The following is a 21,738-nucleotide window of genomic DNA, read 5'->3' on the forward strand; positions in this document are numbered from 1 at the left end:
CGCCATGACGAGCCTTTTCCCTGAAGTCCTGCACCTTCCCTGCCGGGCACGCTGAACTCTTTAAGGCGTACGCAACTGCAACAAGCCCGCCGGCGCGCCGAACTCGTCGGGCCAGGCCGCATAGGCCACGTCGGTCGGCCCGACCACGAACTCCCGCACCATCCACCGCCCATCGTTCTGCTCCAGCAGCGCATAGACGTCGGGCCCGTCGAATATCCCCTCGCGCACCCGCTCGGCGTGGCGCGTCTTGCGGAAATCGATCGCCCCGCCGGCCCGCGTCTGCGGCACGACATGGGCGAAGGCCCATCTGTCCTGCCGCCGCAGCGTCCGCACCACAAATTGCACTTTCTGCCCCAGGTCGCGTTCGATCGCCGGCCGCAGCGCGTCGAGCAGTACCCGCCGCTGCGGATCGGCGACGCCAATGTCGCTTGCCCCGGCCAGCGCGGCCATCACCATCATCGTCGCGATCATCCACCCCTCCCGTCAAAGCCGGACGTTAGCCCAGCGCCGCCGCCATGGACATGAAAAAGGCCGCGCAGGGCCCCCACCCCACGCGGCCTCTTCGTTAAGGCGAACTAGCCCGGACCGCAGAGGTCCAGCTCAGTTCGCTTTGGAAAGATCCACCTTCTCCACCCATTCGGGGTAGAAGGTCGGTTCGCGATTGGACCAGCCCACCGCCGTCGCCGCCGCCTCGCTGATCGACTGGAGCAGCGCGCGCCGCTTTTCGGGGTGGAGGTGCGGCAGGCTGGCCGCGGCGCAGAAGGCGCCCGGCAACCAGGGTCGCGCCCCCGCGCCCAGCAGTCGCTCGTAGAGGAAGCGGTAGGAGGAAAAGCTGCCCAGCCGGTCCTGGCCCAGGTCGAAGGCGGAGATGGTCACCAGCGGCGCCATGAACGGCTCCACCTGCTCCAGACCGCTGTCATCGGGGACATGCGCCTTGATCTCGTCCAGCCGTCCATAGATGCGCGCCTGCGCCCGGATGGAGGCTTCCTCGACCATGTCGCGGGACCACAGCTTCATCGCGTCGCGGCGATGCAGCCCGATATCCAGCGATCGGCGAATATAGCGTTGCGTGGAGGATGAGAAGCTTGCGAACTCTCGCAGTTCCGCCAGGGTTACAGCCCCATCCGCCGGTCTTGCACTCGTACCCATGTCATGCCCTCCGACTTGAAGTCGTAGGATGGAACATGCGCCCTCTATGGTTACTGAAGGCTTAAGGGCCTGTTCCACCGCTGTTCACAAGGGACCAGATTTCTTTTTGCAGCGCAACATGTAAATCTCATGACTGCGGCGAACGGAATTTTCGGCAATCATCTCAACGCCCAAGCCCCGCGCCAGCGACCAGGCACAGGGCACGCCTCAACCGCCCAGCGCGGTGCGCAATGTCACGCCGATGGTGCGCGGATCGCTCGGCGTGCCGACGATCAGCCCGCTATTGCCAGCCTGCACGGTCAGGTTCTGCATATAATTTTTGTCGAAGATGTTCCGCGCGAACACCGCCACCTCCCAACGCGGCGTGCGATAGCCGATGCTGCCATTGACCAGCGTATAGCCCTTGATGACGGTATAGGCCGACCCGGTCGCATCACCGAAAATCTTCGTGCGCGTCACCGCGTCGGCGCGCAGCACGACCTCGCCCTCGCGACCCGCCATCGACACGGGCAGGCGATATTCGCCGCCCGCCGATCCGGTCCATTTGGGCAGGCCCGGCATCCCCTGCCCCGACAGGTCGCATTGCGCCGTGCCGCTGCCTGTCTTCTCGATCGGGCATGGTCCCTTGGGATAGCTGGAATAGACGCCATCCGAATAGGCCCCCGCCGCCCGCAGCGTCAGCCGTGTCCCCACTCGCGCCGCGGCGTCGAACTCGATCCCCTTGACCGTCACCTTGGGAATATTGGCCAGATAGCTGCGCAGCGCGATCACCGCCGCGCTGTCCACCACATTGGCCTGGAAATCGGTGACGCGGGTATAATAGGCGTCGATGTTGAAGGTCAGCGCGTCGTCCAGCAGCCGGGTCTTGAATCCGCCTTCCCATGTGCTGTTCTTCTCCGGCCGCACCGTCACCGTGCTCAGGATCGGGTCGCCCGACGCATGGCCCGGCACACCGGCGGGATAGACCGGCAGGCCCGACATATTGATCCCGCCCGACTTCTGCCCGCGCGCGAAACTGGTATAGGCCATCACCCCGTCGGTCAGGTCATAGGCGATGTTCACCCGCCCCGATGCGCTGCCATCGCCCAGATGAGCGCTATAGGACTGGCTGCGCAGGATCGAATTTTTGTCGCTGGCCAAGGCAGGCGTCAGCCCCGTGGTCAGCCCGCCAAAAGCCCTTACAGCATAGACGCCGTCCTTCTCTTCATAGGTATATCTTATGCCGCCGGTGATCGCGATCCGGGGCAGCGGCCGCCATGTCACCTCGCCGAATATGCCGAAGCTTTCCGACCGGAAATCGGTGCGCCCGGCGGTCTGGTATCCGTCCAGCAGGTCCGCCGGCCGCCCCGGCAGCAGCCAATAGATCGCCAGCGGCCCATAGATGCTGATAGGATGGCCCACGATCTTCTGGTGGAAATAATAGAGGCCCGCGACATAGTCGACATTGCCGGGCGTGTTGGAACCGATGCGGAATTCCTGGGAAAACTGGTCCTGCCGCGATGGGATATGCTGGGTCGTCTGGATATGCAGCCCGGTATAGTCGCGGTCGTTCCCCGCATCCCAGTTCCAGAAGCGCCAGGCGCTGATCGACGTCAGCGTCGCGCCGCCCAGCCTCCACTCGGCGATTCCCGACACCCCGCCCTCATTGGTGTCCACGCCCAGCGGCGCGTCATTGTCGGTCACCCGGTCATAGGGATTGGCGCTCGGCGGAGCATAGGCGCCACCCGGCGCGTTGGCGGCCAGCGCGGCATATTGCTGGGCGGCGGGCTTGAGCGTCGGCGCAACGCGCACATGCACCTGCGCGCAGCAGTTATTCTTGAAATTCGACCAGTCGCCGATCAGCCGCAGCGAAAAATCGTCCGATGGCGCGAACAGCAATTGCCCGCGGATCGCGTCATTATGGATAGTATTCTGATCCTCATCCCGCGCGATATTGCGGATAGAGCCATCCTGCCGCGTCACCGATCCCGACAGGCGGAACGCCAGCACGTCGCTGGCGATCGGCCCCGTCACCGCCGCCCTGGCCTGCCGGAAATCGCGGCTGCCATAGGATAGTTCCGCTTCCCCGCCCCAGTCGAAACCGGGCTTTTTCGACAGGATGTTGATCGCGCCCGCTGTCGTGTTCTTGCCGAACAACGTCCCCTGCGGCCCGCGCAGCACCTCGACCCGCTCGATATCGGTGAAGTCGAACGCCGCCGTCGCCGGCCGGGCATGATAGACGCCATCGACATAGAAACCCACGCCCGGCTCCAGCCCGTCATTGGCCTGGCTCACCGCCACCACGCTCGACCCCAGCCCGCGAATGGTGAAGGCGGTGTTGCGGGGATTGGCGGACGAATAATTGAGCGCCGGCACCAACTGGCTCAACTGGCTGACATTGACCGTATAGGTGCGGGTCAGTTCCTCGCCACTGACGATGCTGAGCGCGGCGGGCACCTGCTGCGGGTCTTCCTCGCGCAACCGCGCCGTCACGACGACGATCGCGCGGTCGCCCGCATCGCCTTCCGCAGCCTGCGCCATGCCGCCGGTCAAGGCGGCCGATCCCATCAGGACCGCCGCCGCCATCTTCATCCCCGCCGCCACCCTGTCATCCCCCATGATTCGCGGGATCGATAAACCGGCTGCAAGGGACGTGCTATATATATTCGGATATAGCTCCAAAAAGATGAAACAACCGTCTTACTCGCCGTCGCTTTCGGTCTTCAGGCCGCTGCCGTCTGGACTTCCATCAGCCAGACGAACGCCGCGTCAGCGTCGGCGAAGATGCGCAGATAGGACTGGGTCATTTCCCGCCGCACCTGCAATTTCGCGATGGCGCTTGGCGTGACGATCGCGATGCGCGACGCCCGGGGAAACAGCCCTTCGCCCAGATGTTCGCGAAACGCCGCCACCGCGTCCTGCGGCTGCACCGCGCTGCGGCGCATGTCCATGCGCAATCGATAGCCGGGCGAAAACCCCTCGGTCACGAACCGCGCCCTCACCTCCCGCGCATAGGCGGCCACGGCTTCGCCGCTGAACAGGCCATGCCAACTTATGTCGAGTAGGTTGATATCGTGGCGAAAATTGATGTCGTACATGATGAAAGCCTCCACGGCCCTCATGCCCCATCCGCCTTACCGAAATCTTATTCCGCTGCCTGGGCGGCCAGTGGTTCGGCCCGCAACCGCCGTTCCAGCGTCGGCCAGCCTTCGTCGCCCGCATCCGATGCAGCCTGCTGCAAGGCCCGATAGTCGCACAGCACCGCTGCGCCCATCTCGGTCAGTCGCGCCCCCTCGCTCGACGTCGCCACCAGCGGCTGCGCCCAGCAGCGGTTCATCACGTCCACCAGCAGCCAGCAGCGGCGATAACTCATGCCCAGCTTGCGCCCGGCAGCGGAAATCGACCCCTCGGCCGCGATCGCGTCGAGCAGGTCGGCCTTGCCCGGCCCCATGGCGATCTGGTCACCGCAATAAATCTGGATCTTGATCTTCAGCATCGGCTCACCGCCCGTCATAACGCGCGACGGCGGCCAACGCCAGTTGTCGGAAAGCCGTTAATGTCGGGTGCCGGTTCAGGCGCCCGCGCGTCGCTCCAGCACCGCGCCGATCATCGCGCGCCACACCCCGACATCGCCCGCCTGCGCCATCTGCGCATCGGGCTCGCGCAGCGTATGGAGGATGGCATAGGCGTCATCGACATGTGCCGGCCAGGCCGCATCCACTGCGCCGGCCGCATGGGGATCGCTGCCGCCGCCGTTCAGGCTCAACTGGCGACCGGCCAGGACGCGGGCGATACGCTCGATGGCGGGGGTGGTGGACGTCGGCATGGATGTGAAGCTCCTCTCTCGCGGTGGCGGCGGTTTCGCTCTACCACCCTCTGAATAGCATGTTCGTTTCGCCGTAGCTATTGATCCTCGCCTTCCTTGTAGCCGGACGACGGCACCGGATCGCCCTTGTCGCCAGGCTTGGTGGTCGATGGCGGATCGGATGCATCCATCGAATCCTTCAGGCTTTCGTCTCGCTTTTCGTCATGATCCAGCACATGGTCCTGCGCATCGCTCTCACGCGCGTCGCCGGCTTCCTCGCGACTGTTGGGACGCATGTCTGTCTTATTATCGTCCGTCATGTCTCTCTCCTGCATCTGACGGGATCAACGGACGGCGCGGCGACGCGGTTCCGCACATCCTCGCCCCGCCCACCTTCGACAAACGCCGCCGCCAGTTCGACCAGTAACCGGGTGGCCTACAGACTTTCGCCGCGGCGGGGGGTAGACAGAGGCTATGACTGATCTTCCCGAAGACGGCGATCGCGGCGTGGCGCCGCCGATCGCACTCTATTCCATCCTGGGCTTCTGGTTTTTCTATGCCTTGCTGGTGTCGCTCCGGGCCGCGATCGTAGGCTTCGAATCACAAGGGGAGATGGCGGTCCGCCGCATCATCGTCACCGTGATCGGCATCATCGTGACCTGGATACTCTATCTGGCGCTGCGGCGCTTCGACGCGAAGCCGCTGAGCATCAGAATCGTCGCCGCCTTCTCGCTCGCAGCTCCCTTCGCACTCGCCATGGCGGCAGCCAACTACTATATCTTCAACGTCTATGATCCGGGCAATTTCATCTCCGAAGGCGAGATGATGAAGATGACCAAGGAGCAGGGCTATCTCCTCGTCTCGATCGTGGAGGACGCGCTCAGCCGCTATTTCTTCCTCGCCGCCTGGGCGGGTCTCTATCTGGCCCTGTCCTATGCCAGCGAAGCCCATCGCACCGAACGCCGCGCCGCACGGCTGGAAAAGGCTGCCCAGCAGGCCGAACTGCGCTCGCTACGCTATCAGGTCAATCCGCATTTCCTGTTCAATACGCTCAACTCGCTATCCACCCTGGTCATGCGCAACCGCCCGGACGAAGCGGAACAGATGATCATGTCGCTCTCCAACTTCTACCGCACCAGCCTGACCGGCGACCCGCTCGACGACGTTCCGCTGGAGGAGGAGGTCCATCTCCAGAAACTCTATCTGGATATCGAAGCGGTGCGCTTCCCCGACCGGCTCCACACGGTGATCGACATCCCGCCCGCGCTGATGAGCGCCTGCGTCCCCGGTCTCATCCTCCAGCCGCTGGTCGAGAATGCGATCAAATATGGCGTCTCGCGCACCTCCAGCCCGGTCGAGATCCGCATCACCGCGCGCGAGGATGGCGGCCTGATGCACATCGCCGTCACCGACGATGGCGACAATCCGCCCAGCCTGTCGGACAGCGGCAGCGGCATCGGGCTTGCCAATGTCCGCGACCGCCTGACCGCCCGCTTTGGCGATTCCGGCCGTATCGCTTATGGTCCGCGCGAAGGGGACGGCTTCTCCGTCCTCCTCACCTTGCCTATCATCCGCCGGGGTTGCTGACGTCCATGTCTATCCGCACCATGATCGTCGATGACGAACCGCTCGCCGTCGAACGTCTCCAGATGCTCTGCGCGCGCGAACCGCGCATCGCCCTGGTCGGCACCGCCACCGACGGCGAAGCCGCGCTGCGCCTGATCGAAGGGCTGAAGCCCGACCTTGTCATGCTCGACATCGCCATGCCCTTGCTGGACGGCATCGGCGTCGCCCGCGCGGTGGGGCGCATGGGCATCCGCCCCGCGGTGATTTTCGTGACCGCGTTCGAGGGGTTCGCGGTCGAGGCGTTCGATCTCGCCGCGGTCGATTATATGCTCAAGCCCGTCGCCCATGATCGCCTGACCCGCGCGATCGATCGGGTCGAAGTGGCGCTGCGCAACCTGACGTCCGATACAGCGCCCACCATCTCCAGCGAACCACAGCCCGAATGGGCCGAAGAATTCTGGGTGCCGCATCGCTCCGAACTGATCCGCATCGCCACCGACCAGATCGACCGGATCGAAGCGGAACGCGACTATATGCGCCTCCATGTCGGCGGCCACAGCTATCTGCTGCACCAGACGATCAGCAGCCTGGAGGAGCGGCTCGACCCCCAGCAGTTCGTCCGCCTGCACCGCAGCCATATCGTCCGCCGCGACCATATCGCCCGGCTGCGCCACGACGGCAGCGGCGTGTGGTTCGCCGCGCTCGCCGACGGCGGCGAAATCCGCATCGGCCGCACCTTTCTGGCGAACGCACGGGCGATGACGGGGCGGTAATCAACGGAAAGTTAGTCGGCTCTAAATTCAGTTCAGGTGGAGCCGAAAAGCGTGATTTTTGAGCACCGGAGCGCAGAAAAGCGCGCTTTGCAGGCCCGCATGGGCGGAATTTAAAGCCGGCTAAATGGCCTGTCCGGCCGCCACGCCACTGGCCCAGGCCCATTGGAAATTATAGCCCCCCAGCCATCCGGTGACATCCACCGCCTCGCCGATCGCATACAGCCCCGGTGCCTTCGCCGCCTCCATCGTCCGCGACGACAGCCCCGCGGTGGCGATGCCGCCGACCGTGACCTCCGCCTTGGCATAGCCCTCCGTACCCGACGGCGCGAACGGCCAGTCGCCCAATCGCGCGGCCACTTGCCGCAGCGCCTTGTCCGACAGGTTGCCCATCTCGCCCTGCACCCCGATCCGCTCCAGCAGCGTATCGGCCAGCCGCTCGGTCAGCGCCTGCGCCACCACCCGGCGCAGCATGACCCGCGGCCGCTCCCGCTTCTCCGCCAGCAACCAGTCCGCCGCCTTGTCCGGCAGGAAATTCACCTGGATCGGCGTGCGATGCTGCCAGTAGGAGGAAATCTGCAACATCGCCGGTCCGGACAGCCCCCGATGCGTGAACAGCGCGGCCTCGCGAAAGCGCGTCTTGTTCCAACGCACTTCGACATCGGCCGACACCCCCGCCAGCGACTGGAACAGCGCTTCCTCCGGCCCCAGGGTGAAGGGCACCAGCGCCGGGCGCGGCTGCACGATGCTCAACCCGAAATGGCGCGCCACATCATAGGCGAAGCCGGTCGCGCCCATCTTCGGGATCGACGGACCGCCGGTCGCCAGCACCAGCGCGGGCGCGCGATGCACCGTCGCGCCGATCGTCACCCGATAGAGGCCCTCGCCATGGTCGACATCCGCGATCGGTTGCCCCAGCGCCGGCGTCACGCCGCCCTTGGCGCATTCCTCCTCCAGCATCGCGACGATCTGCTTCGCCGACCCGTCGCAGAATAATTGCCCCAGCGTCTTTTCATGCCAGGCGATGCCATAGCGATCGACCAGTCCGATGAAATCCTGCGCCGTGTAACGCCCCAGCGCCGACTTGGCGAAGTGCGGATTGGCCGACAGGTAACGATCTGCGGCAGTATGGATATTGGTGAAGTTGCACCGCCCACCGCCCGATATCAGGATCTTCTTGCCCACGGCGTCGGCATGGTCGACCAGCAGCACCCGCTTGCCGCGCTGCCCGGCGGTCGCGGCGCACATCATCCCCGCCGCGCCCGCGCCCAGCACGATCGCATCCCAAATGCCTGTATCAGCGTCGAGCATCACCGCTCCCGCTTCAGGCGGACGATGGCCTCGTCCAGCGCCTGCAGGAAGCGCGAGCGGTCATTCTTGCCGAAGGGCGGCGGCCCGCCGACCTGATCGCCGCCGGCCCGCAAATCCGCCATGATCGCCCGCGTCGCGATCGCCGCGCCGATGGAACTATGGGTGAACGGCTTGCCATTGGGCGCGATCACCACCGCTCCCGCCTTCAGGCAGCGATCGGCCAGCAATATGTCGGCGGTGATGCACAGCGCCGCCGCATCGGCCCGCTCGGCGATCCAGTCGTCCGCCGCATCGAACCCGTCGCTCACCACCACCCGGTCGAGCAGAGGATGGGCGGGAATGCGGATCGGGCTGTTGCTCACGATCGTCACGGGGATTTCATGCCGCCAGGCGACCTTGTAGATCTCCTCCTTCACGGGGCAGGCGTCGGCATCGACCAATATCTTCATGCGCTGGGCGATAGGCGGTGGGACCGGTCGAGACAATGGGTGGACGCTAAAGAGTGGAACCCGCCCTGTTCCGGCGCGGGCGGGAACGGGGCGGTCATTTGAATAGAAAAGCCGGTTATTTCGCTTCCCGCCATTCCCCGCCTTCACCCCGCGCCGCTCCTGTCCTACATGGGTCGGCATGAACGCCCCTCCCAACGCTCCCCTGTATAACAAGGACATATTGCGGCTCGCCGCCGACATCCCGCACCACCAGCGGCTGCCGGACGCACAGGCCAGCGTCGAGAAGCGATCCCCCACCTGCGGGTCGCGCGTGACGGCCGACGTGCGGATGGCCGACGGCCGCCTCGCCGACATGGGCCTCGATGTGAAAGCCTGCGCGCTCGGCCAGGCGTCCGCCGCGCTGATGGCGGGCCACGCCATCGGCTTGACGGCGCAGGAACTGGCCGACGCCCGCGACAGGCTCGCCGCCTATCTGTCGGGCGACAGCGATGATCTTGCCTTCTGGCCGGGCCTTTCCGTGCTGGCCCCGGCGCGCGGCTATCCCGCCCGCCATGCCTCGATCCGCCTCGGCTTCGAAGCGATCGCCGAAGCCGCCAGACAGGCCGACGCCTGATGGAAGCGCACCAGGCCGTCAGCGCCACCGACATTCTCCTGTCCGAAGGCGTCATCCTGCTCGGCGCCGCCGTGCTGTTCGTGATGCTGTTCCGCCGCTTCGGCCTCGGCGCGGTGCTGGGCTATTTAGTCGCGGGCGCTTTGGTCGGGCCGCAGGGTCTGGGCCTTGTCGGCGGCGGCGAATCGAAACTCGCCATCGCTGAAATCGGCATAGTCCTGCTGCTGTTCCTCGTCGGCCTCGAACTCCATCCCGCCCGGCTCTGGCGCCTCAAACGCGACATCTTCGCGCTCGGTCTCGCGCAGGTCGTGCTGTGCGGCTGCATCCTCACCGCGATCATCTTCTATTCCACCGGCTTTAGTTGGGGGGCGGCGATCGCGCTCGGCCTGCCGCTCGCTCTCTCCTCGACCGCGCAGGTGCTGCCGGGCCTGAAGTCCAGCGGCCGCATCAACTCCCCCTTCGGCGAGAAGGTCTTCTCGATCCTGCTGTTCCAGGATCTCTCGATCGTCCCGCTCATCACCATCGTCGCCGCCCTGTCCCGCAATCCTGCCGATGCCGGGGGGCCGCCGGGCTGGATGATGGCGGGCTATACCGTCGCCGCCATCGCCGGCCTCGTGCTGGCCGGTCGCTTCATCCTGCGCCCGCTACTGGGCCTGGTCGGCCGCATGGGCGAGCGCGAGATGTTCGTCGTCGTCGGCCTCTTCACCGTGCTCGCCGCCGCCGCCCTGATGCACAGCCTGCACCTCTCGACCGCGCTGGGCGCTTTCGTCGCGGGCGTCATGCTCGCCGATTCGCCCTACCGGCATGAAATCGAATCCGACGTCGAGCCATTCCGCTCGATCCTGCTCGGCCTCTTCTTCCTTGCCGTCGGCATGGTGCTGGACCTGCGTGCCGTGGCTGCCAACCCGCTGTTCGTCCTGTCCATGGCGGTCGTCCTGGTCGCGACCAAGGCCGCGATCATCACCGGCCTCGCCCGTCTGTTCGGCATGGAATGGCGTCCGGCGCTGGGCGCGGGCCTGCTGCTCAGCCAGGGCGGCGAATTCGGCTTCGTCCTCTTCACCCAGGCGCAGAATGCGCTGCTGATCGCACCGGAAGCCGCCAGCCTGTTCGCCGCCATCGTCACCTTCTCCATGGCGACGACGCCTTTCCTGATGCTCTTCGCCCGCCGCTTCGAGTTCGCCAAGCCCAGGGACCACGACCTGCCGGGGCCGGACGATGCGCCGCGCGGCTCGGCCATCATCGTGGGCTATGGCCGCTTCGGCCAGACCGTAGCGCAAATGCTGATGGGCCATGGTTTCGCCGTCACCCTGATCGACAAGAAGCCGGCCCAGATCGAGGTATCGAGCCGCTTCGACATGAAGGTCTATTATGGCGACGGCACCCGCATGGATCTGCTCCACCGCGCCGGCGCGGACGAAGCGCGCCTCATCGCCTTCTGCATCGACGACCCCTCGCTCGATTCGCGCGCGCTCCAGCCGATCGCCCAGGCCTTCCCCCAGGCCGCCTTGATGGTTCGCGCCTTCGACCGGCGGCAATTGCTGGAATTGCAGGACATGGACCTCGCCGGCATCGTCCGCGAAGTCTATGAATCGGCCATCTGCATGGGCGTGCAGGCGATGCAGTCCCTGGGCGTGCCGGACGAGGAGGTCGAGGAAGTCGAGCGCCAATATCGCCAGAATGACGCCGATCGCATGGCGCTCCAGATCGAACATGGCAATCTGCTCGCGGCCAAGGACTTGATGTATCGCCCCGGCAAGTCCATGCGGCTGCTTAGCAGAGGGGATGGAGAAAAGGCATGATCGCGATACTGGCCTGCCTGTCGGCGGCACTGGCGATAGGGGCTGGCGCCTTTGGCGCCCACGGCGTCACTGATCCCAAGGCAGCGGAATGGCTGCGCACCGGCGGCCTCTACCAGCTGATCCACGCGGTCGCCGCGATCGCCGTCACCGGGGTTGCCCGCGGCGCGGCGGCGCTGATGCTGGCGGGCGCGGCGATCTTCGCGCTCACCCTCTATGCCATGGCGCTGGGCGGCCCCAAATGGCTGGGCGCGGTCACGCCGGTCGGCGGCACGTTGATGATCGCGGGCTGGCTCTGGGCCGCATGGTCCTTCGGGCAGCGCTGACACCATCGCGCGCCCTTGCCCCCGATCCTCCGCAAGCCTAGATTGAACGCCATGGCCGACCATCATCACCATCACGAACCGACCGGCACCAAGCTCGCCGACGCCGCGCGCCTGACGCTGGAGGCGCAGGACGAACAATGGACGCCGATGCGCGCCGCCATTTTCGATGCGCTCGCGGCGGAAGAGCGTCCGGCCTCGGCCTATGACATAGCGGATACGGTGTCGAAGGCGCGCGGCAAGCGGGTCGCGCCCAACAGCGTCTATCGCATCCTCGACCTGTTCGTGACCAACAACATCGCGATGCGCGTCGAAAGCGCCAACGCCTATATCGCCAACGCCCATCCCGGCTGCCACCATGACTGCATCTTTCTGGTCTGCCGCACCTGCAAGCAGGCGACCCATGTCGATGACGACAAGGTGACCGGCGACGTGCGCGCGGTCGCGGCGCAGGAAGGCTTCCAAGCCGAACGGCCGGTGATCGAGATATTGGGCACCTGTGCGAAATGTGCGGCCTGATGGAGCGTTGCGCTGCCGCCCGGAACGGCCTAGCGGGCCTTGCTTTGATCCGGAACGGCCTTTGGGCCTCGGGAGCCTATGTCTTTGATGAATGATCGCCCGGAAACCCCGCTCCTCGACCAGGTCGTCTGGCCGTCGGACCTGCGCGCCCTCAAGCCCGACCAGCTTCGCCAGTTGGCAGACGAACTGCGGCAGGAGGTCATCTCCGCCGTCGGCGTGACCGGCGGCCATCTCGGCTCGGGCCTCGGCGTGGTAGAACTGACCACCGCGATCCATTATGTGTTCGATACCCCCCAGGACAAGCTGGTGTGGGACGTCGGCCACCAATGCTATCCGCACAAGATCCTGACCGGCCGGCGTGACCGCATCCGCACCCTGCGCATGGGCGGCGGCCTGTCCGGCTTCACCAAGCGCGCCGAATCCGATTATGACCCCTTCGGCGCGGCGCACAGTTCCACCTCGATCAGCGCGGCGCTGGGCTTCGCCGTCGCCAACAAGATGCAGGATCGCCCCGGCAAGGGCATCGCCGTCATCGGCGATGGCGCCATGTCGGCGGGCATGGCCTATGAGGCGATGAACAACGCCCGCGCGGCCGGCAATCGCCTGATCGTCATCCTCAACGACAATGATATGTCGATCGCACCCCCGGTCGGCGGCCTGTCCGCCTATCTCGCCCGCCTCGTCTCCAGCCGCGAATTTCTCGGCCTGCGCGACATCGCCAAGCGCCTCGCCCGCAAACTGCCCCGCCCGCTCCACAATGCCGCGCGCAAAACGGACGAGTTCGCCCGCGGCATGGCGATGGGCGGCACTTTGTTCGAGGAACTGGGCTTCTATTATGTCGGTCCGGTCGACGGCCATAATCTCGACCAGTTGATTCCGGTGCTGGAAAACGTCCGCGACGCGGCCGAAGGGCCGTGCCTCGTCCATGTCGTCACGCAGAAGGGCAAGGGCTATGGCCCGGCCGAAGCGGCGGCCGACAAATATCATGGTGTCCAGAAGTTCGACATCGTCACCGGCACGCAAGCGAAGGCCCCGCCCGGACCGCCCAGCTACACCAATGTCTTCGCCCAGGCGCTCATCGCCGAAGCGCAGCGCGATCCCAAGGTCTGCGCCATCACCGCGGCGATGCCGTCGGGCACCGGCCTCGACAAGTTCGAACTGGCCTTCCCCGACCGCAGCTTCGACGTCGGCATCGCCGAACAACATGCCGTCACCTTCGCTGCGGGCCTCGCGGCCGAAGGGATGCGCCCCTTCTGCGCCATCTATTCGACTTTCCTGCAACGTGCCTACGACCAGGTCGTGCATGACGTCGCGATCCAGAACCTGCCCGTCCGCTTCGCCATCGACCGCGCCGGCCTGGTCGGCGCCGACGGCTCGACCCATGCGGGCAGTTTCGACGTCACCTATCTTGCGACCCTGCCCAACATGGTGGTGATGGCCGCGGCGGACGAAGCCGAACTGGTTCATATGGTCCATACCTGCGCCATGCATGATAGCGGCCCGATCGCGCTGCGCTATCCGCGCGGCAACGGCACTGGCGTCGCCATGCCGGAAATTCCCGAACGGCTTGAAATCGGCAAGGGCCGTCTGGTCCGCGAAGGGCGGCAGGTCGCCATCCTCTCGCTCGGCACCCGCCTCGAAGAAGCACTCAAGGCCGCCGAAGCGCTGGAGGCCAAGGGCCTGTCCACCACCGTCGCCGACCTGCGCTTCGCCAAGCCGCTGGACGAAGCGCTGATCCGCAAGCTGCTGACCAGCCACGAAGTCGCCGTGACCATCGAGGAAGGCGCGATCGGCGGTCTGGGCGCGCATGTCCTGACGCTGGCCAGCGATCTCGGCCTGATCGACAATGGCCTCAAGCTGCGCACCATGCGCCTGCCCGACATTTTCCAGGATCAGGACAAGCCCGAAAAACAATATGCCGACGCCCGGCTGGATGCCGACGCGATCGTGGACACAGTCCTCACTGCGCTGCGCCACAACAGCGTGGGCACGGAAGCGCGGGCCTGACCAGCAACCATAGGGTTGCCTGTAAAGGAAAATCGGATCATATAGGCAATCAGGAGGTTGCCTATATGCCCGACCATATCATCAAGACCATCGACATCGCCGCGCCCATCGCCAGGGTATGGGACGCGCTTATCGATCATGAAAAATTCGGCGCCTGGTTTCTGGTCGCGCTCGACCAGCCCTTCGCCGTCGGGCAAGGCTCGACCGGTCACATGACCTATCCCGGCTACGAACATTTCCCCTGGCAATCGCGCACCGTCGCGATCGAGCCGATGACCCGCTTCGCCTTCGAATGGCCCGCCACCGGCGGCGACGAGGATGCGATCCGGAACGGCGTGCCCGAATGGACGCTGGTCGAGTTTCGGATGGAGCCGACCGCCGGCGGCACAAGGCTGACCGTCACCGAAAGCGGGTTCGATTCCGTCCCCGAACCGCGCCGCGCCAGCGTCCTGCGCTCCAACGACGGCGGCTGGGCGGAGCAGGTGCAGAATATCAGACGCTATGTCGAAGGCTGAACCGGCGCAATTGTTCGCCGCGCTGGGCGACGCGACCCGGCTGGGCATGGTCGGTCGCCTCAGCGACGGCGGCGAACGATCGATCGTGCAAATGGGCGAAGGGCTGGCGATCAGCCGGCAGGCGGTCGCCAAGCATCTGGACGTGCTGCACGGCGCGGGGCTGGTGCATCGTCGCAAGAACGGACGCGAAGTCCATTATGCGCTGCATCGGGAGGCGATCGAAGCCGCCCGGTCGTGGCTGGACGACGTCAATGCCCAATGGGACGGCCCCCTCGCCCGGCTCAAGGCTTTTATCGAGGCCAGCTAAAGCATCGTGCGGAAAAGTGGGAACCGCTTTTCTGCTTGAAACGATGCGACAACAAAAGCCGGAGCGTGCGACTTGCGTCCGATTAAACGCAGCGCGCTCTATCGCGGCAGGCGACAGGGATCACCCCTGTCGCCTGCCAACCCAAACTAGTCCAAAGGTCGTCCTTAAGGCTGCGGCGTCGCGGCGCGCGCTTCCTGGCCGTCGCCTTCGGGCGCGGCGATGATGTCGCGGGTGGTGGCCCCCTTGTCCACGACTTCGGTGCCCGGATCGCCCACCGACGAACGGATGCCCGATGCGGCGTTGGCGCGCCCCGCGGCGTTGAGCGTGGCGCCTTCGCCGGCGCTACGCGCGGCAGGACCGCCGAACATCGCGTCCATCGCCGCCTTGCTCGAATCGACCGACGCAGCGGCCGGCGTCCCCGGCGCAGGCGGCACCAATGCGAAGTCGGGCGGGATGATCAGCGGCGCCTGACGCGAGACGGCGAATTCGTCGGGGCGCTGGCGGTTCATCAGGCCACCACCGCCGCCACAGGCGGACAGGATGGACACAAGGCCGGCAGCTAGGATCAGTTTACGCATTACTTCAAAGTCTCCGTCTTTGCCCCCTTGTCGCGCAGCAGCAACGCCCGCGCAAGCAGGATCAACACGCCGATCGTGATGGCGGCGTCCGCCAGGTTGAAAATCAGGAAAGGCCGCCACTCGCCGAAATGCAGGTCGGCATAATCAACGACATAGCCCAGCCGCATGCGATCGACGATATTGCCGATCGCCCCCCCCAGCACCAGACCCAGCGCGGCGACATCCTGCCGCGCCTTCTCGCGCCACATCCACACGCCGACAAAGCCGGCGATCAGCATCGTCATGCCCACCAGCGCCCAGCGCGCGACATCCGTATCGGCATGGAAGAAGCCCATGGAAACGCCACGATTTTCCAGCCAGCGCAAACGGAAGATCGGCAGGATGTCGATCCCGTCCACCCGGCTCTTGAGCGCCAGCGGATAGGTCACGCTATATTTGATGAGCTGGTCGAGCGCGAGCGTCACGATCGCGACGGTCAGGCCCAGCGGGCGGTGATTGACCGCGCTCATGCCTTGAGCACCTCGTCACAGCGGTCACATAGCGTGCCGTCCTCAGTCACTTCCGGCAGCTTGCGCCAGCAGCGACCGCATTTATGCCAGTCGCTGGGCTTCACCACGATGCCGTCGCCCACGCCCATGGTCACGCGCGCGACGATCGCCACTTCAGCGAAGTCGACACCGTCGCTGGGCAGCAATTCCCCCATGGTGACGTCAGCCTCCAAGCTGGACCGTATGATTTTCTCGCGGCGGAAGGGCTCGATCGCCTCATTCACCTGTTCGCGCTGGCTGCGCAGTTCGCCCCATTTGTCATTGAGATGGCTGTTGATCCAGTGACGGTCGACTTCGGGCCATTCCAGGAAATGGACGCTCTCTTCCTCATTGGGGAAGCGGCTCTGCCACACTTCTTCCGCCGTGAAGGGGATGATCGGCGCCACATAGCGCACCAGCGCATGGAACAGCGTGTCTAGCAGGGTGCGATAGGCGCGCCGCTTGGGGTCCGACTTCGCATCGCAATAGAGGCAATCCTTGCGGATATCGAAGAAGAAGGCGCTGAGGTCGCTGTTCGCGAAATCGAAGATGGCGCGGGTGTAGCGGCTGAATTCCAGCCAGTTCCCGCTCTTCGCCGCCTTGTCCACCACGGCGCGCAGTTCCGCGTCGAGCAGCGCCAGACGGTGGAGCATATAGCGCTCCAGCTCCGGCATTTCCGCGTAGGACACCGCTTCGCCCTCTTCATCATAGTCGGAAAGAGCGCCCAGCATGTAGCGGAATGTATTGCGCAATTTGCGGTAGGCGTCGGACGAGCCGGCCAGCACTTCCTTGCCGATGCGGACGTCATCGAAATAGTCGGTGCTGGCGACCCAGACGCGCAAAATGTCCGCGCCGCTCTCGCTCATGATCTTGAGCGGATCGACCACATTGCCCAGCGACTTGGACATTTTCTTGCCGGTGCCGTCCAGTGCGAAGCCATGGGTCAGCACCGCGCCATAGGGCGCGCGGCCGCGCGTGCCGCAGCTTTCCAGCAGCGAGGACTGGAACCAGCCGCGATGCTGGTCCGAACCCTCGATATACAGGTCGGCGCGCACGCCTTCGCCATAGCGGCCCTCGACCACGAAACTGTGCGTGGAGCCGCTGTCGAACCAGACGTCCAGAATGTCGTTCACGACCTCATAGTCGTTGAGGTCATAGTCCGGGCCGAGCAGCGCCTGATGATCCGCGCCGAACCATGCGTCAGCCCCGGCACCCTTGAAGGCTTCGATGATGCGGGCATTGACCGCGGGATCAACCAGATATTGCCCACTCTTGCGATGGACATAGAGGGCGATCGGCACGCCCCAGGCGCGCTGGCGGCTGATGACCCAGTCGGGGCGCCCTTCCACCATCGAACGAATGCGGTTGGTCGACCGCTCGGGCACCCAGCGAGTCTGCTCGATCGCGTCGAGCGCGATTTCGCGCAGCGTCGGGCCGTTGCCGCTGATAACCGGAGTCGGCATCACGCCGCCCTCGACATCGACCACCGCGCCTTCCTGCGGCTTGTCCATCGGGATGAACCATTGCGGGGTGCAGCGATAGATGATGCGCGCCTTCGACCGCCAGCTATGCGGATAGCTGTGGCGGAAGTCGCTGGCGCTCAGCAATGCGCCGACCGCGCGCAGATCGGTGCAGATCGGCCCTTCGGGACCATTAAACTTGGTGTTGATGACGCTGCCCTGCCCGGCCAGCCAATCCCAGTCGTCGCGATAGAAGCCCGCATCGTTGACCGCAAAGACCGGGTCGATGCCCAGCTTCTTGCAGGCGATGAAATCCTCCTCGCCATGGTCGGGCGCCATATGGACGAGGCCGGTGCCTGCGTCGGTCGTGACATGGTCGGCGGGCAGCAGCGGACGCGGTTTGGCAAAGAAGCCGCCCAGCGCATGCATCGGGTGACGGGTGATGGCGCCGGCGAGTGATGGACCATAAAAGAACTTGTCCACCGCGAAAGCAATTATGCTGGGATCGAAAGCCGTCACTCGCTCTTGGAAAGCTTCTGATAGCGCTGTAGCGACGAGGTACCGCTGAGGCGGCGAGAAGGGCTGAGCATTCCCATCCAGCGCTTCAACAAGAACGTAGTCAATCTCTTCCCCATAAGCGATCGCCTGGTTAACCGGGATCGTCCAGGGCGTCGTCGTCCAGATCACCGCATGCGCGCCGACCAGTTCGGGCGCATTGGGCGCTTCGACGATCTCGAACGCCACGTCGATCTGGGTCGAGGTGACATCTTCATATTCCACTTCCGCCTCGGCCAGCGCGGTCTTTTCGACCGGGGACCACATGACGGGCTTGGCGCCGCGATAAAGCTGGCCGCTTTCCGCGAATTTCAGCAACTCGCCCACGATCGTCGCTTCGGCGTCGAACTTCATGGTCAGGTACGGATCGGCCCAGTCGCCCATCACGCCCAGCCGCTTGAACTGCTCCTTCTGCACGTCCACCCATTTGTCGGCATAGGCGCGGCACTGGGCGCGGAATTCGGACGGCGGAACCTCGTCCTTGTTCAGCTTCTTCTTGCGATATTCTTCCTCGATCTTCCATTCGATCGGCAGGCCGTGGCAATCCCAGCCCGGAACATAGGGCGCATCCTTGCCCAGCAGCGACTGCGACCGGACGATGATGTCCTTGAGCACCTTGTTCATCGCATGGCCCATATGGATGTCGCCATTGGCGTAGGGCGGGCCATCATGCAGGATGAAGCGTTCGCGGCCGGCGCGCTTCTCGCGCAGCTTGCCATAGAGGTCCATCGCCTCCCACTTGGCGGCGATCGCCGGCTCCTTCTGGGCCAGGCCGGCCTTCATCGGGAAGTCGGTGACGGGCAGGAAGACGGTGGACTTATAATCAGGTGCGTCGGTCATGGGTGTCCGGTATCTACAAACATCCGCTCGCGCCGCGAACGGGTTTAGGAATAACTGCGCGGCATTAAGCGAGCCGGGGCGTTCCCGCAAGGATTTGCCGCGCGTCCACGCAGTCCTTCGCGATCCCCGCCATCAGCGCGTCCAGCCCGTCATATTTCAACTCGGGATGCAGATAGTGGATCAACTGCACCTCAATGATCTGGTCGTAGAGGCTTTCGGCGAAATCGAAGAAATGCGGCTCCAGCAATTCCTTGGGCGGATCGAAGCTGGGACGGATACCCAGGTTCGCCGCGCCATCCAGCACCCGCCCGTCAGCCAACAGCCCGCGCACCGCATAAATGCCATAGGCCGGCCGCAGATAATGGCCCATGTCGATATTGGCGGTCGGAAAACCGATGGTCCGGCCCAGCTTGTCGCCATGCTGCACCACCCCCTGAATGGTGAAGGGCCGCGTCAGCAGCCGCGTCGCGGTGGTGCAATCGCCGGCCTTGAGCGCATCGCGGATACGGCTGGAGGAAATGATCTCGCCGCCGCTATCGGTCACGGCCGGCACCGCTTCCGCCGCCATGCCCAGCGCCGCGCCCAGTTCGGCCAGCGTGGCGACGGTGCCGCCTTTCGCCTTGCCGAAGGTGAAATCCTCCCCCGTCACCACACCGGCCGCACCCATTTCCTGCACCAGGAAGGCCGCAAACTCATCCGCCCGCATCGCCGCCATGGCGGGGTTGAAGGCGAACACCAGCATCGCGTCGGCCCCCGCCGCGGCGAACAGTGCCTGCCGCTGGTCCAGCGTCGTCAGGCGGAACCACGGCGTTTCGGGCCGGAACAGCCGCACCGGATGCGGATCGAAGGTGGCGACGATCGCCGGTCGCCCTTCGGCGCGCGCACGCGCGATCGCCCGCGCGACCACCGCCTGATGGCCCGCGTGAAACCCGTCGAAATTGCCGAGCGCCATGATGCTCCCGCGCAGATGCGCAGGGATCGGGGCGCTGCTGCTAAGCCGCTCCATGCCGCGGCCTATAGGGGGGTGGATGGGGCGTGGCAATCAGGATGCTTGCCCTGTCATCCGTTCGCCCCGAGCGACGTCGAAGGGCGCTGCGCAAACGGATCGCGACGATCAACGCGTCCGCACCAACGTCACGAAACTATAGGCCGGCCGCCCATCCAGCGCCTCATGGTCCGCCCGCGCAGTTTCGCGCCAGTCCGCCGGATCGGGATAGGCGATGCTCGCGTCACCCGCCGCCTCCAGATGCACCTCGGTCAGTTCGATCCGGTCGGCTTGGCCCAGGAACAACCGATAGATTTCCGCCCCGCCGATCACCATCACCACCGGCGCATCAGCCAGGGCGATCGCGCTTTCGACGTCATGGGCGGCTTCCGCCCCCTCCCCGCGCCAGTTGCGATCGCGCGTCAGCACGATATGGCGACGACCGGGCAGCAGGCCGGGCAGGCTGTCGAACGTCTTGCGTCCCATCACCATCGGATGGCCGAGCGTCACCGCCTTGAAATGCCTGAGGTCGGCGGGCAGGCGCCAGGGCAGGTCGCCATCCTTGCCGATCACGCCATTGTCGGCGCGGGCGAGGACGAGGACGATTTCGGCGCTCACAGCGTCAACCGCGTCACATGCCCCATCTTCCGACCCGGCCGCGCCTCATGCTTGCCATAGAGGTGCAGGTGGTTCGCCGGGTCGGACAGGATGGCCTGCCAGTCGTCGACATCGTCGCCGATCAGGTTGCGCATCGCCACGCCCTGCGCGGCCAGCGCCGTGTCGCCCAGCGGCAGGCCGCAAATGGCGCGGACATGGTTCTCGAACTGGCTCGTCACCGCGCCCTCGATCGTCCAGTGGCCGCTATTATGCACGCGCGGCGCCATTTCGTTGAACACCGGCCCATCGGCGCTGGCGAAAAATTCGCAGGTCAGCACGCCGACATAGCCCAGCGCGTCGGCGATCTTCTGCGCCATGCCGCGCGCCTGCGCCATCTGCCCCGCGATCAACGCGCCCGCGGGCACGGTCGAGGTCGCCAATATGCCATCGACATGGACATTGGCCGCCGAATCCCAAAATCGCGCCGCGCCGTCATGGCCGCGCACCAGGATCACCGAAAATTCCTGGTCGAAGGTCACGAACCCTTCCAATATCGCGCTCTGCCGTCCGATCGCGTTCCACGCGCCCACCGCATCCCCCGGCTCGGACAGGCGCGCCTGCCCCTTGCCATCATAGCCCATCCGGTTGGTCTTCAGGATCGCGCGGCTGCCGACCTGCTCGATCGCGCTTTCCAGATCGTCCAGGCTCTCGACCGGCGCAAAGGGCGCGGTCAGCCCGCCCAGGTCGCAAACGAAGCGCTTCTCCGCCAGCCGGTCCTGCGCCACACGCAGCGCCTGCGCGCCGGGGCGGACCAGCCCATGGGTGGACAGCACCTCGACCGCGGCGGGATCGATATTCTCGAACTCATAGGTGACGACATCGACGCTGTCGGCAAAATCGCCCAGTGCTTGCGGGTCCTCATAGGCGCCGCGCGTCCAGTTGGGTGACACGTCGGCGGCCGGGCCGCTGTCTTCGGGCGCGTAGATATGGGTGCGATAGCCCAGTTGCGCCGCTGCGGTGGCGATCATCCGGCCGAGCTGGCCGCCGCCGAGAATGCCGATGGTGGCGCCGGGCGCGATGGTCGTCATGA

Annotated in this window: 24 protein-coding genes; 9 read left to right on the forward strand and 15 right to left on the reverse strand. The window is 65.4% G+C overall.

The window, feature by feature from the left end; all coding sequences use genetic code 11:
- Nucleotides 1–60: 60 nt before the first annotated feature.
- The 7 genes from K9B33_RS19325 to K9B33_RS19355 all read right to left on the reverse strand — a co-directional run bounded on the left by K9B33_RS19325 (nt 61) and on the right by K9B33_RS19355 (nt 5,253).
- Nucleotides 61–471 carry a hypothetical protein gene (locus K9B33_RS19325; RefSeq protein ID WP_224550703.1) on the reverse strand — a complete coding sequence of 137 codons (411 nt, stop codon included), beginning with the start codon at nt 469–471 and terminating at the stop codon, nt 61–63.
- 129 nt (nt 472–600) lie between these two features.
- Complete coding sequence (locus tag K9B33_RS19330) at nt 601–1,149, reverse strand: hypothetical protein (RefSeq protein ID WP_224550704.1); 549 nt, start codon at nt 1,147–1,149, stop codon at nt 601–603.
- A gap of 207 nt (nt 1,150–1,356) precedes the next feature.
- Complete coding sequence (locus K9B33_RS19335) at nt 1,357–3,747, reverse strand: TonB-dependent receptor (RefSeq protein ID WP_224550705.1); 2,391 nt, start codon at nt 3,745–3,747, stop codon at nt 1,357–1,359.
- A gap of 104 nt (nt 3,748–3,851) precedes the next feature.
- Nucleotides 3,852–4,250: an STAS/SEC14 domain-containing protein gene (locus K9B33_RS19340; RefSeq protein ID WP_318011156.1), complete on the reverse strand. Its 399-nt coding sequence runs from the start codon at nt 4,248–4,250 to the stop codon at nt 3,852–3,854.
- A gap of 23 nt (nt 4,251–4,273) precedes the next feature.
- A complete protein-coding gene (locus K9B33_RS19345) occupies nt 4,274–4,624 on the reverse strand; it encodes a winged helix-turn-helix domain-containing protein (protein ID WP_224550707.1) in 351 nt (116 codons plus the stop codon).
- 75 nt (nt 4,625–4,699) lie between these two features.
- Nucleotides 4,700–4,954: a hypothetical protein gene (locus K9B33_RS19350; RefSeq protein WP_224550708.1), complete on the reverse strand. Its 255-nt coding sequence runs from the start codon at nt 4,952–4,954 to the stop codon at nt 4,700–4,702.
- Between the two features lie 77 nt (nt 4,955–5,031).
- On the reverse strand, nt 5,032–5,253 hold the full coding sequence (locus K9B33_RS19355) for a hypothetical protein (protein ID WP_224550709.1): 222 nt from the start codon (nt 5,251–5,253) through the stop codon (nt 5,032–5,034).
- A 154-nt stretch (nt 5,254–5,407) separates the two neighbouring features.
- Here K9B33_RS19355 and K9B33_RS19360 point away from each other — a divergent pair, with 154 nt between their 5' ends.
- Together K9B33_RS19360 and K9B33_RS19365 are read left to right on the forward strand one after the other, a co-directional pair.
- A complete protein-coding gene (locus tag K9B33_RS19360; RefSeq protein ID WP_224550711.1) occupies nt 5,408–6,520 on the forward strand; it encodes a sensor histidine kinase in 1,113 nt (370 codons plus the stop codon).
- Between the two features lie 5 nt (nt 6,521–6,525).
- Nucleotides 6,526–7,272 carry a LytR/AlgR family response regulator transcription factor gene (locus K9B33_RS19365; protein WP_224550712.1) on the forward strand — a complete coding sequence of 249 codons (747 nt, stop codon included), beginning with the start codon at nt 6,526–6,528 and terminating at the stop codon, nt 7,270–7,272.
- A 120-nt stretch (nt 7,273–7,392) separates the two neighbouring features.
- Here the strand turns inward: K9B33_RS19365 and K9B33_RS19370 are convergent, their stop codons facing one another.
- The gene (locus K9B33_RS19370; RefSeq protein ID WP_224550714.1) at nt 7,393–8,580 is read right to left on the reverse strand and encodes an NAD(P)/FAD-dependent oxidoreductase; all 1,188 of its coding nucleotides are present in this window, start codon (nt 8,578–8,580) and stop codon (nt 7,393–7,395) included.
- Nucleotides 8,580–9,029 (reverse strand): YaiI/YqxD family protein, encoded by a 450-nt coding sequence (locus K9B33_RS19375; protein WP_224550715.1) that lies wholly within the window; start codon nt 9,027–9,029, stop codon nt 8,580–8,582. Before K9B33_RS19375 ends, K9B33_RS19370 begins: the two co-directional genes overlap by 1 nt.
- A 178-nt stretch (nt 9,030–9,207) precedes the next feature.
- On the opposite strand from K9B33_RS19375, the gene K9B33_RS19380 reads away from it, so the two are divergent.
- The 7 genes from K9B33_RS19380 (at nt 9,208) to K9B33_RS19410 (ending at nt 15,106) form a co-directional block, all read left to right on the forward strand.
- Entirely contained in the window at nt 9,208–9,642 is a 435-nt protein-coding gene (locus tag K9B33_RS19380) for an iron-sulfur cluster assembly scaffold protein (RefSeq protein WP_224550717.1), read from the forward strand.
- The gene (locus K9B33_RS19385; RefSeq protein WP_224550718.1) at nt 9,642–11,438 is read left to right on the forward strand and encodes a cation:proton antiporter; all 1,797 of its coding nucleotides are present in this window, start codon (nt 9,642–9,644) and stop codon (nt 11,436–11,438) included. Before K9B33_RS19380 ends, K9B33_RS19385 begins: the two co-directional genes overlap by 1 nt.
- A complete protein-coding gene (locus K9B33_RS19390) occupies nt 11,435–11,761 on the forward strand; it encodes a DUF423 domain-containing protein (RefSeq protein ID WP_224550719.1) in 327 nt (108 codons plus the stop codon). Before K9B33_RS19385 ends, K9B33_RS19390 begins: the two co-directional genes overlap by 4 nt.
- A 51-nt stretch (nt 11,762–11,812) precedes the next feature.
- Nucleotides 11,813–12,277, forward strand: coding sequence for a Fur family transcriptional regulator (locus K9B33_RS19395; RefSeq protein WP_224550721.1), 465 nt, complete (start codon nt 11,813–11,815; stop codon nt 12,275–12,277).
- Between the two features lie 87 nt (nt 12,278–12,364).
- Nucleotides 12,365–14,284: a 1-deoxy-D-xylulose-5-phosphate synthase gene (gene dxs / locus K9B33_RS19400; RefSeq protein WP_390902422.1), complete on the forward strand. Its 1,920-nt coding sequence runs from the start codon at nt 12,365–12,367 to the stop codon at nt 14,282–14,284.
- 65 nt (nt 14,285–14,349) lie between these two features.
- Nucleotides 14,350–14,799, forward strand: coding sequence for an SRPBCC family protein (locus K9B33_RS19405; RefSeq protein WP_224550724.1), 450 nt, complete (start codon nt 14,350–14,352; stop codon nt 14,797–14,799).
- Entirely contained in the window at nt 14,786–15,106 is a 321-nt protein-coding gene (locus tag K9B33_RS19410; protein WP_224550725.1) for an ArsR/SmtB family transcription factor, read from the forward strand. Before K9B33_RS19405 ends, K9B33_RS19410 begins: the two co-directional genes overlap by 14 nt.
- Nucleotides 15,107–15,270: 164 nt before the next feature.
- Here K9B33_RS19410 and K9B33_RS19415 read toward each other — a convergent pair whose 3' ends face one another.
- The 6 genes from K9B33_RS19415 to K9B33_RS19440 form a co-directional block, all read right to left on the reverse strand.
- Complete coding sequence (locus tag K9B33_RS19415; protein WP_224550726.1) at nt 15,271–15,684, reverse strand: DUF3035 domain-containing protein; 414 nt, start codon at nt 15,682–15,684, stop codon at nt 15,271–15,273.
- Complete coding sequence (lspA, locus tag K9B33_RS19420) at nt 15,684–16,193, reverse strand: signal peptidase II (protein ID WP_224550728.1); 510 nt, start codon at nt 16,191–16,193, stop codon at nt 15,684–15,686. The genes K9B33_RS19415 and lspA overlap by 1 nt, the downstream gene beginning before the upstream one ends.
- Nucleotides 16,190–19,066 carry an isoleucine--tRNA ligase gene (gene ileS / locus K9B33_RS19425; protein ID WP_224550730.1) on the reverse strand — a complete coding sequence of 959 codons (2,877 nt, stop codon included), beginning with the start codon at nt 19,064–19,066 and terminating at the stop codon, nt 16,190–16,192. The genes lspA and ileS overlap by 4 nt, the downstream gene beginning before the upstream one ends.
- 64 nt (nt 19,067–19,130) lie before the next feature.
- Nucleotides 19,131–20,072, reverse strand: a complete 942-nt coding sequence (locus K9B33_RS19430) for a bifunctional riboflavin kinase/FAD synthetase (protein WP_224550732.1) — start codon at nt 20,070–20,072, stop codon at nt 19,131–19,133.
- Nucleotides 20,073–20,180: 108 nt separating this feature from the next.
- Nucleotides 20,181–20,669, reverse strand: coding sequence for a dihydrofolate reductase (locus K9B33_RS19435; RefSeq protein ID WP_224550734.1), 489 nt, complete (start codon nt 20,667–20,669; stop codon nt 20,181–20,183).
- Entirely contained in the window at nt 20,666–21,736 is a 1,071-nt protein-coding gene (locus tag K9B33_RS19440; protein ID WP_224550735.1) for a 5-(carboxyamino)imidazole ribonucleotide synthase, read from the reverse strand. The genes K9B33_RS19435 and K9B33_RS19440 overlap by 4 nt, the downstream gene beginning before the upstream one ends.
- Nucleotides 21,737–21,738 lie beyond the last annotated feature (2 nt).

The sequence above is a fragment of the Sphingobium sp. 3R8 genome, assembly GCF_020166615.1.
Taxonomy (GTDB): domain Bacteria; phylum Pseudomonadota; class Alphaproteobacteria; order Sphingomonadales; family Sphingomonadaceae; genus Sphingobium; species Sphingobium bisphenolicum.

What these genes read in the sequence shown, in the direction of transcription:
- K9B33_RS19395 (WP_224550721.1), top strand. Translation starts at nt 11,813, where the DNA reads ATGGCCGACCATCATCACCATCACGAACCGACCGGCACCAAGCTCGCC.
- K9B33_RS19415 (WP_224550726.1), bottom strand. Translation starts at nt 15,684, where the DNA reads ATGCGTAAACTGATCCTAGCTGCCGGCCTTGTGTCCATCCTGTCCGCC.
- K9B33_RS19385 (WP_224550718.1), top strand. Translation starts at nt 9,642, where the DNA reads ATGGAAGCGCACCAGGCCGTCAGCGCCACCGACATTCTCCTGTCCGAA.
- K9B33_RS19345 (WP_224550707.1), bottom strand. Translation starts at nt 4,624, where the DNA reads ATGCTGAAGATCAAGATCCAGATTTATTGCGGTGACCAGATCGCCATG.
- K9B33_RS19360 (WP_224550711.1), top strand. Translation starts at nt 5,408, where the DNA reads ATGACTGATCTTCCCGAAGACGGCGATCGCGGCGTGGCGCCGCCGATC.
- K9B33_RS19380 (WP_224550717.1), top strand. Translation starts at nt 9,208, where the DNA reads ATGAACGCCCCTCCCAACGCTCCCCTGTATAACAAGGACATATTGCGG.
- K9B33_RS19370 (WP_224550714.1), bottom strand. Translation starts at nt 8,580, where the DNA reads ATGCTCGACGCTGATACAGGCATTTGGGATGCGATCGTGCTGGGCGCG.
- K9B33_RS19340 (WP_318011156.1), bottom strand. Translation starts at nt 4,250, where the DNA reads ATGAGGGCCGTGGAGGCTTTCATCATGTACGACATCAATTTTCGCCAC.
- K9B33_RS19440 (WP_224550735.1), bottom strand. Translation starts at nt 21,736, where the DNA reads ATGACGACCATCGCGCCCGGCGCCACCATCGGCATTCTCGGCGGCGGC.
- K9B33_RS19375 (WP_224550715.1), bottom strand. Translation starts at nt 9,029, where the DNA reads ATGAAGATATTGGTCGATGCCGACGCCTGCCCCGTGAAGGAGGAGATC.
- K9B33_RS19405 (WP_224550724.1), top strand. Translation starts at nt 14,350, where the DNA reads ATGCCCGACCATATCATCAAGACCATCGACATCGCCGCGCCCATCGCC.
- K9B33_RS19390 (WP_224550719.1), top strand. Translation starts at nt 11,435, where the DNA reads ATGATCGCGATACTGGCCTGCCTGTCGGCGGCACTGGCGATAGGGGCT.
- K9B33_RS19410 (WP_224550725.1), top strand. Translation starts at nt 14,786, where the DNA reads ATGTCGAAGGCTGAACCGGCGCAATTGTTCGCCGCGCTGGGCGACGCG.
- ileS (WP_224550730.1), bottom strand. Translation starts at nt 19,066, where the DNA reads ATGACCGACGCACCTGATTATAAGTCCACCGTCTTCCTGCCCGTCACC.
- K9B33_RS19325 (WP_224550703.1), bottom strand. Translation starts at nt 471, where the DNA reads ATGATCGCGACGATGATGGTGATGGCCGCGCTGGCCGGGGCAAGCGAC.
- K9B33_RS19350 (WP_224550708.1), bottom strand. Translation starts at nt 4,954, where the DNA reads ATGCCGACGTCCACCACCCCCGCCATCGAGCGTATCGCCCGCGTCCTG.
- K9B33_RS19430 (WP_224550732.1), bottom strand. Translation starts at nt 20,072, where the DNA reads ATGGAGCGGCTTAGCAGCAGCGCCCCGATCCCTGCGCATCTGCGCGGG.
- dxs (WP_390902422.1), top strand. Translation starts at nt 12,365, where the DNA reads ATGAATGATCGCCCGGAAACCCCGCTCCTCGACCAGGTCGTCTGGCCG.
- K9B33_RS19355 (WP_224550709.1), bottom strand. Translation starts at nt 5,253, where the DNA reads ATGACGGACGATAATAAGACAGACATGCGTCCCAACAGTCGCGAGGAA.
- K9B33_RS19335 (WP_224550705.1), bottom strand. Translation starts at nt 3,747, where the DNA reads ATGGGGGATGACAGGGTGGCGGCGGGGATGAAGATGGCGGCGGCGGTC.
- lspA (WP_224550728.1), bottom strand. Translation starts at nt 16,193, where the DNA reads ATGAGCGCGGTCAATCACCGCCCGCTGGGCCTGACCGTCGCGATCGTG.
- K9B33_RS19330 (WP_224550704.1), bottom strand. Translation starts at nt 1,149, where the DNA reads ATGGGTACGAGTGCAAGACCGGCGGATGGGGCTGTAACCCTGGCGGAA.
- K9B33_RS19365 (WP_224550712.1), top strand. Translation starts at nt 6,526, where the DNA reads ATGTCTATCCGCACCATGATCGTCGATGACGAACCGCTCGCCGTCGAA.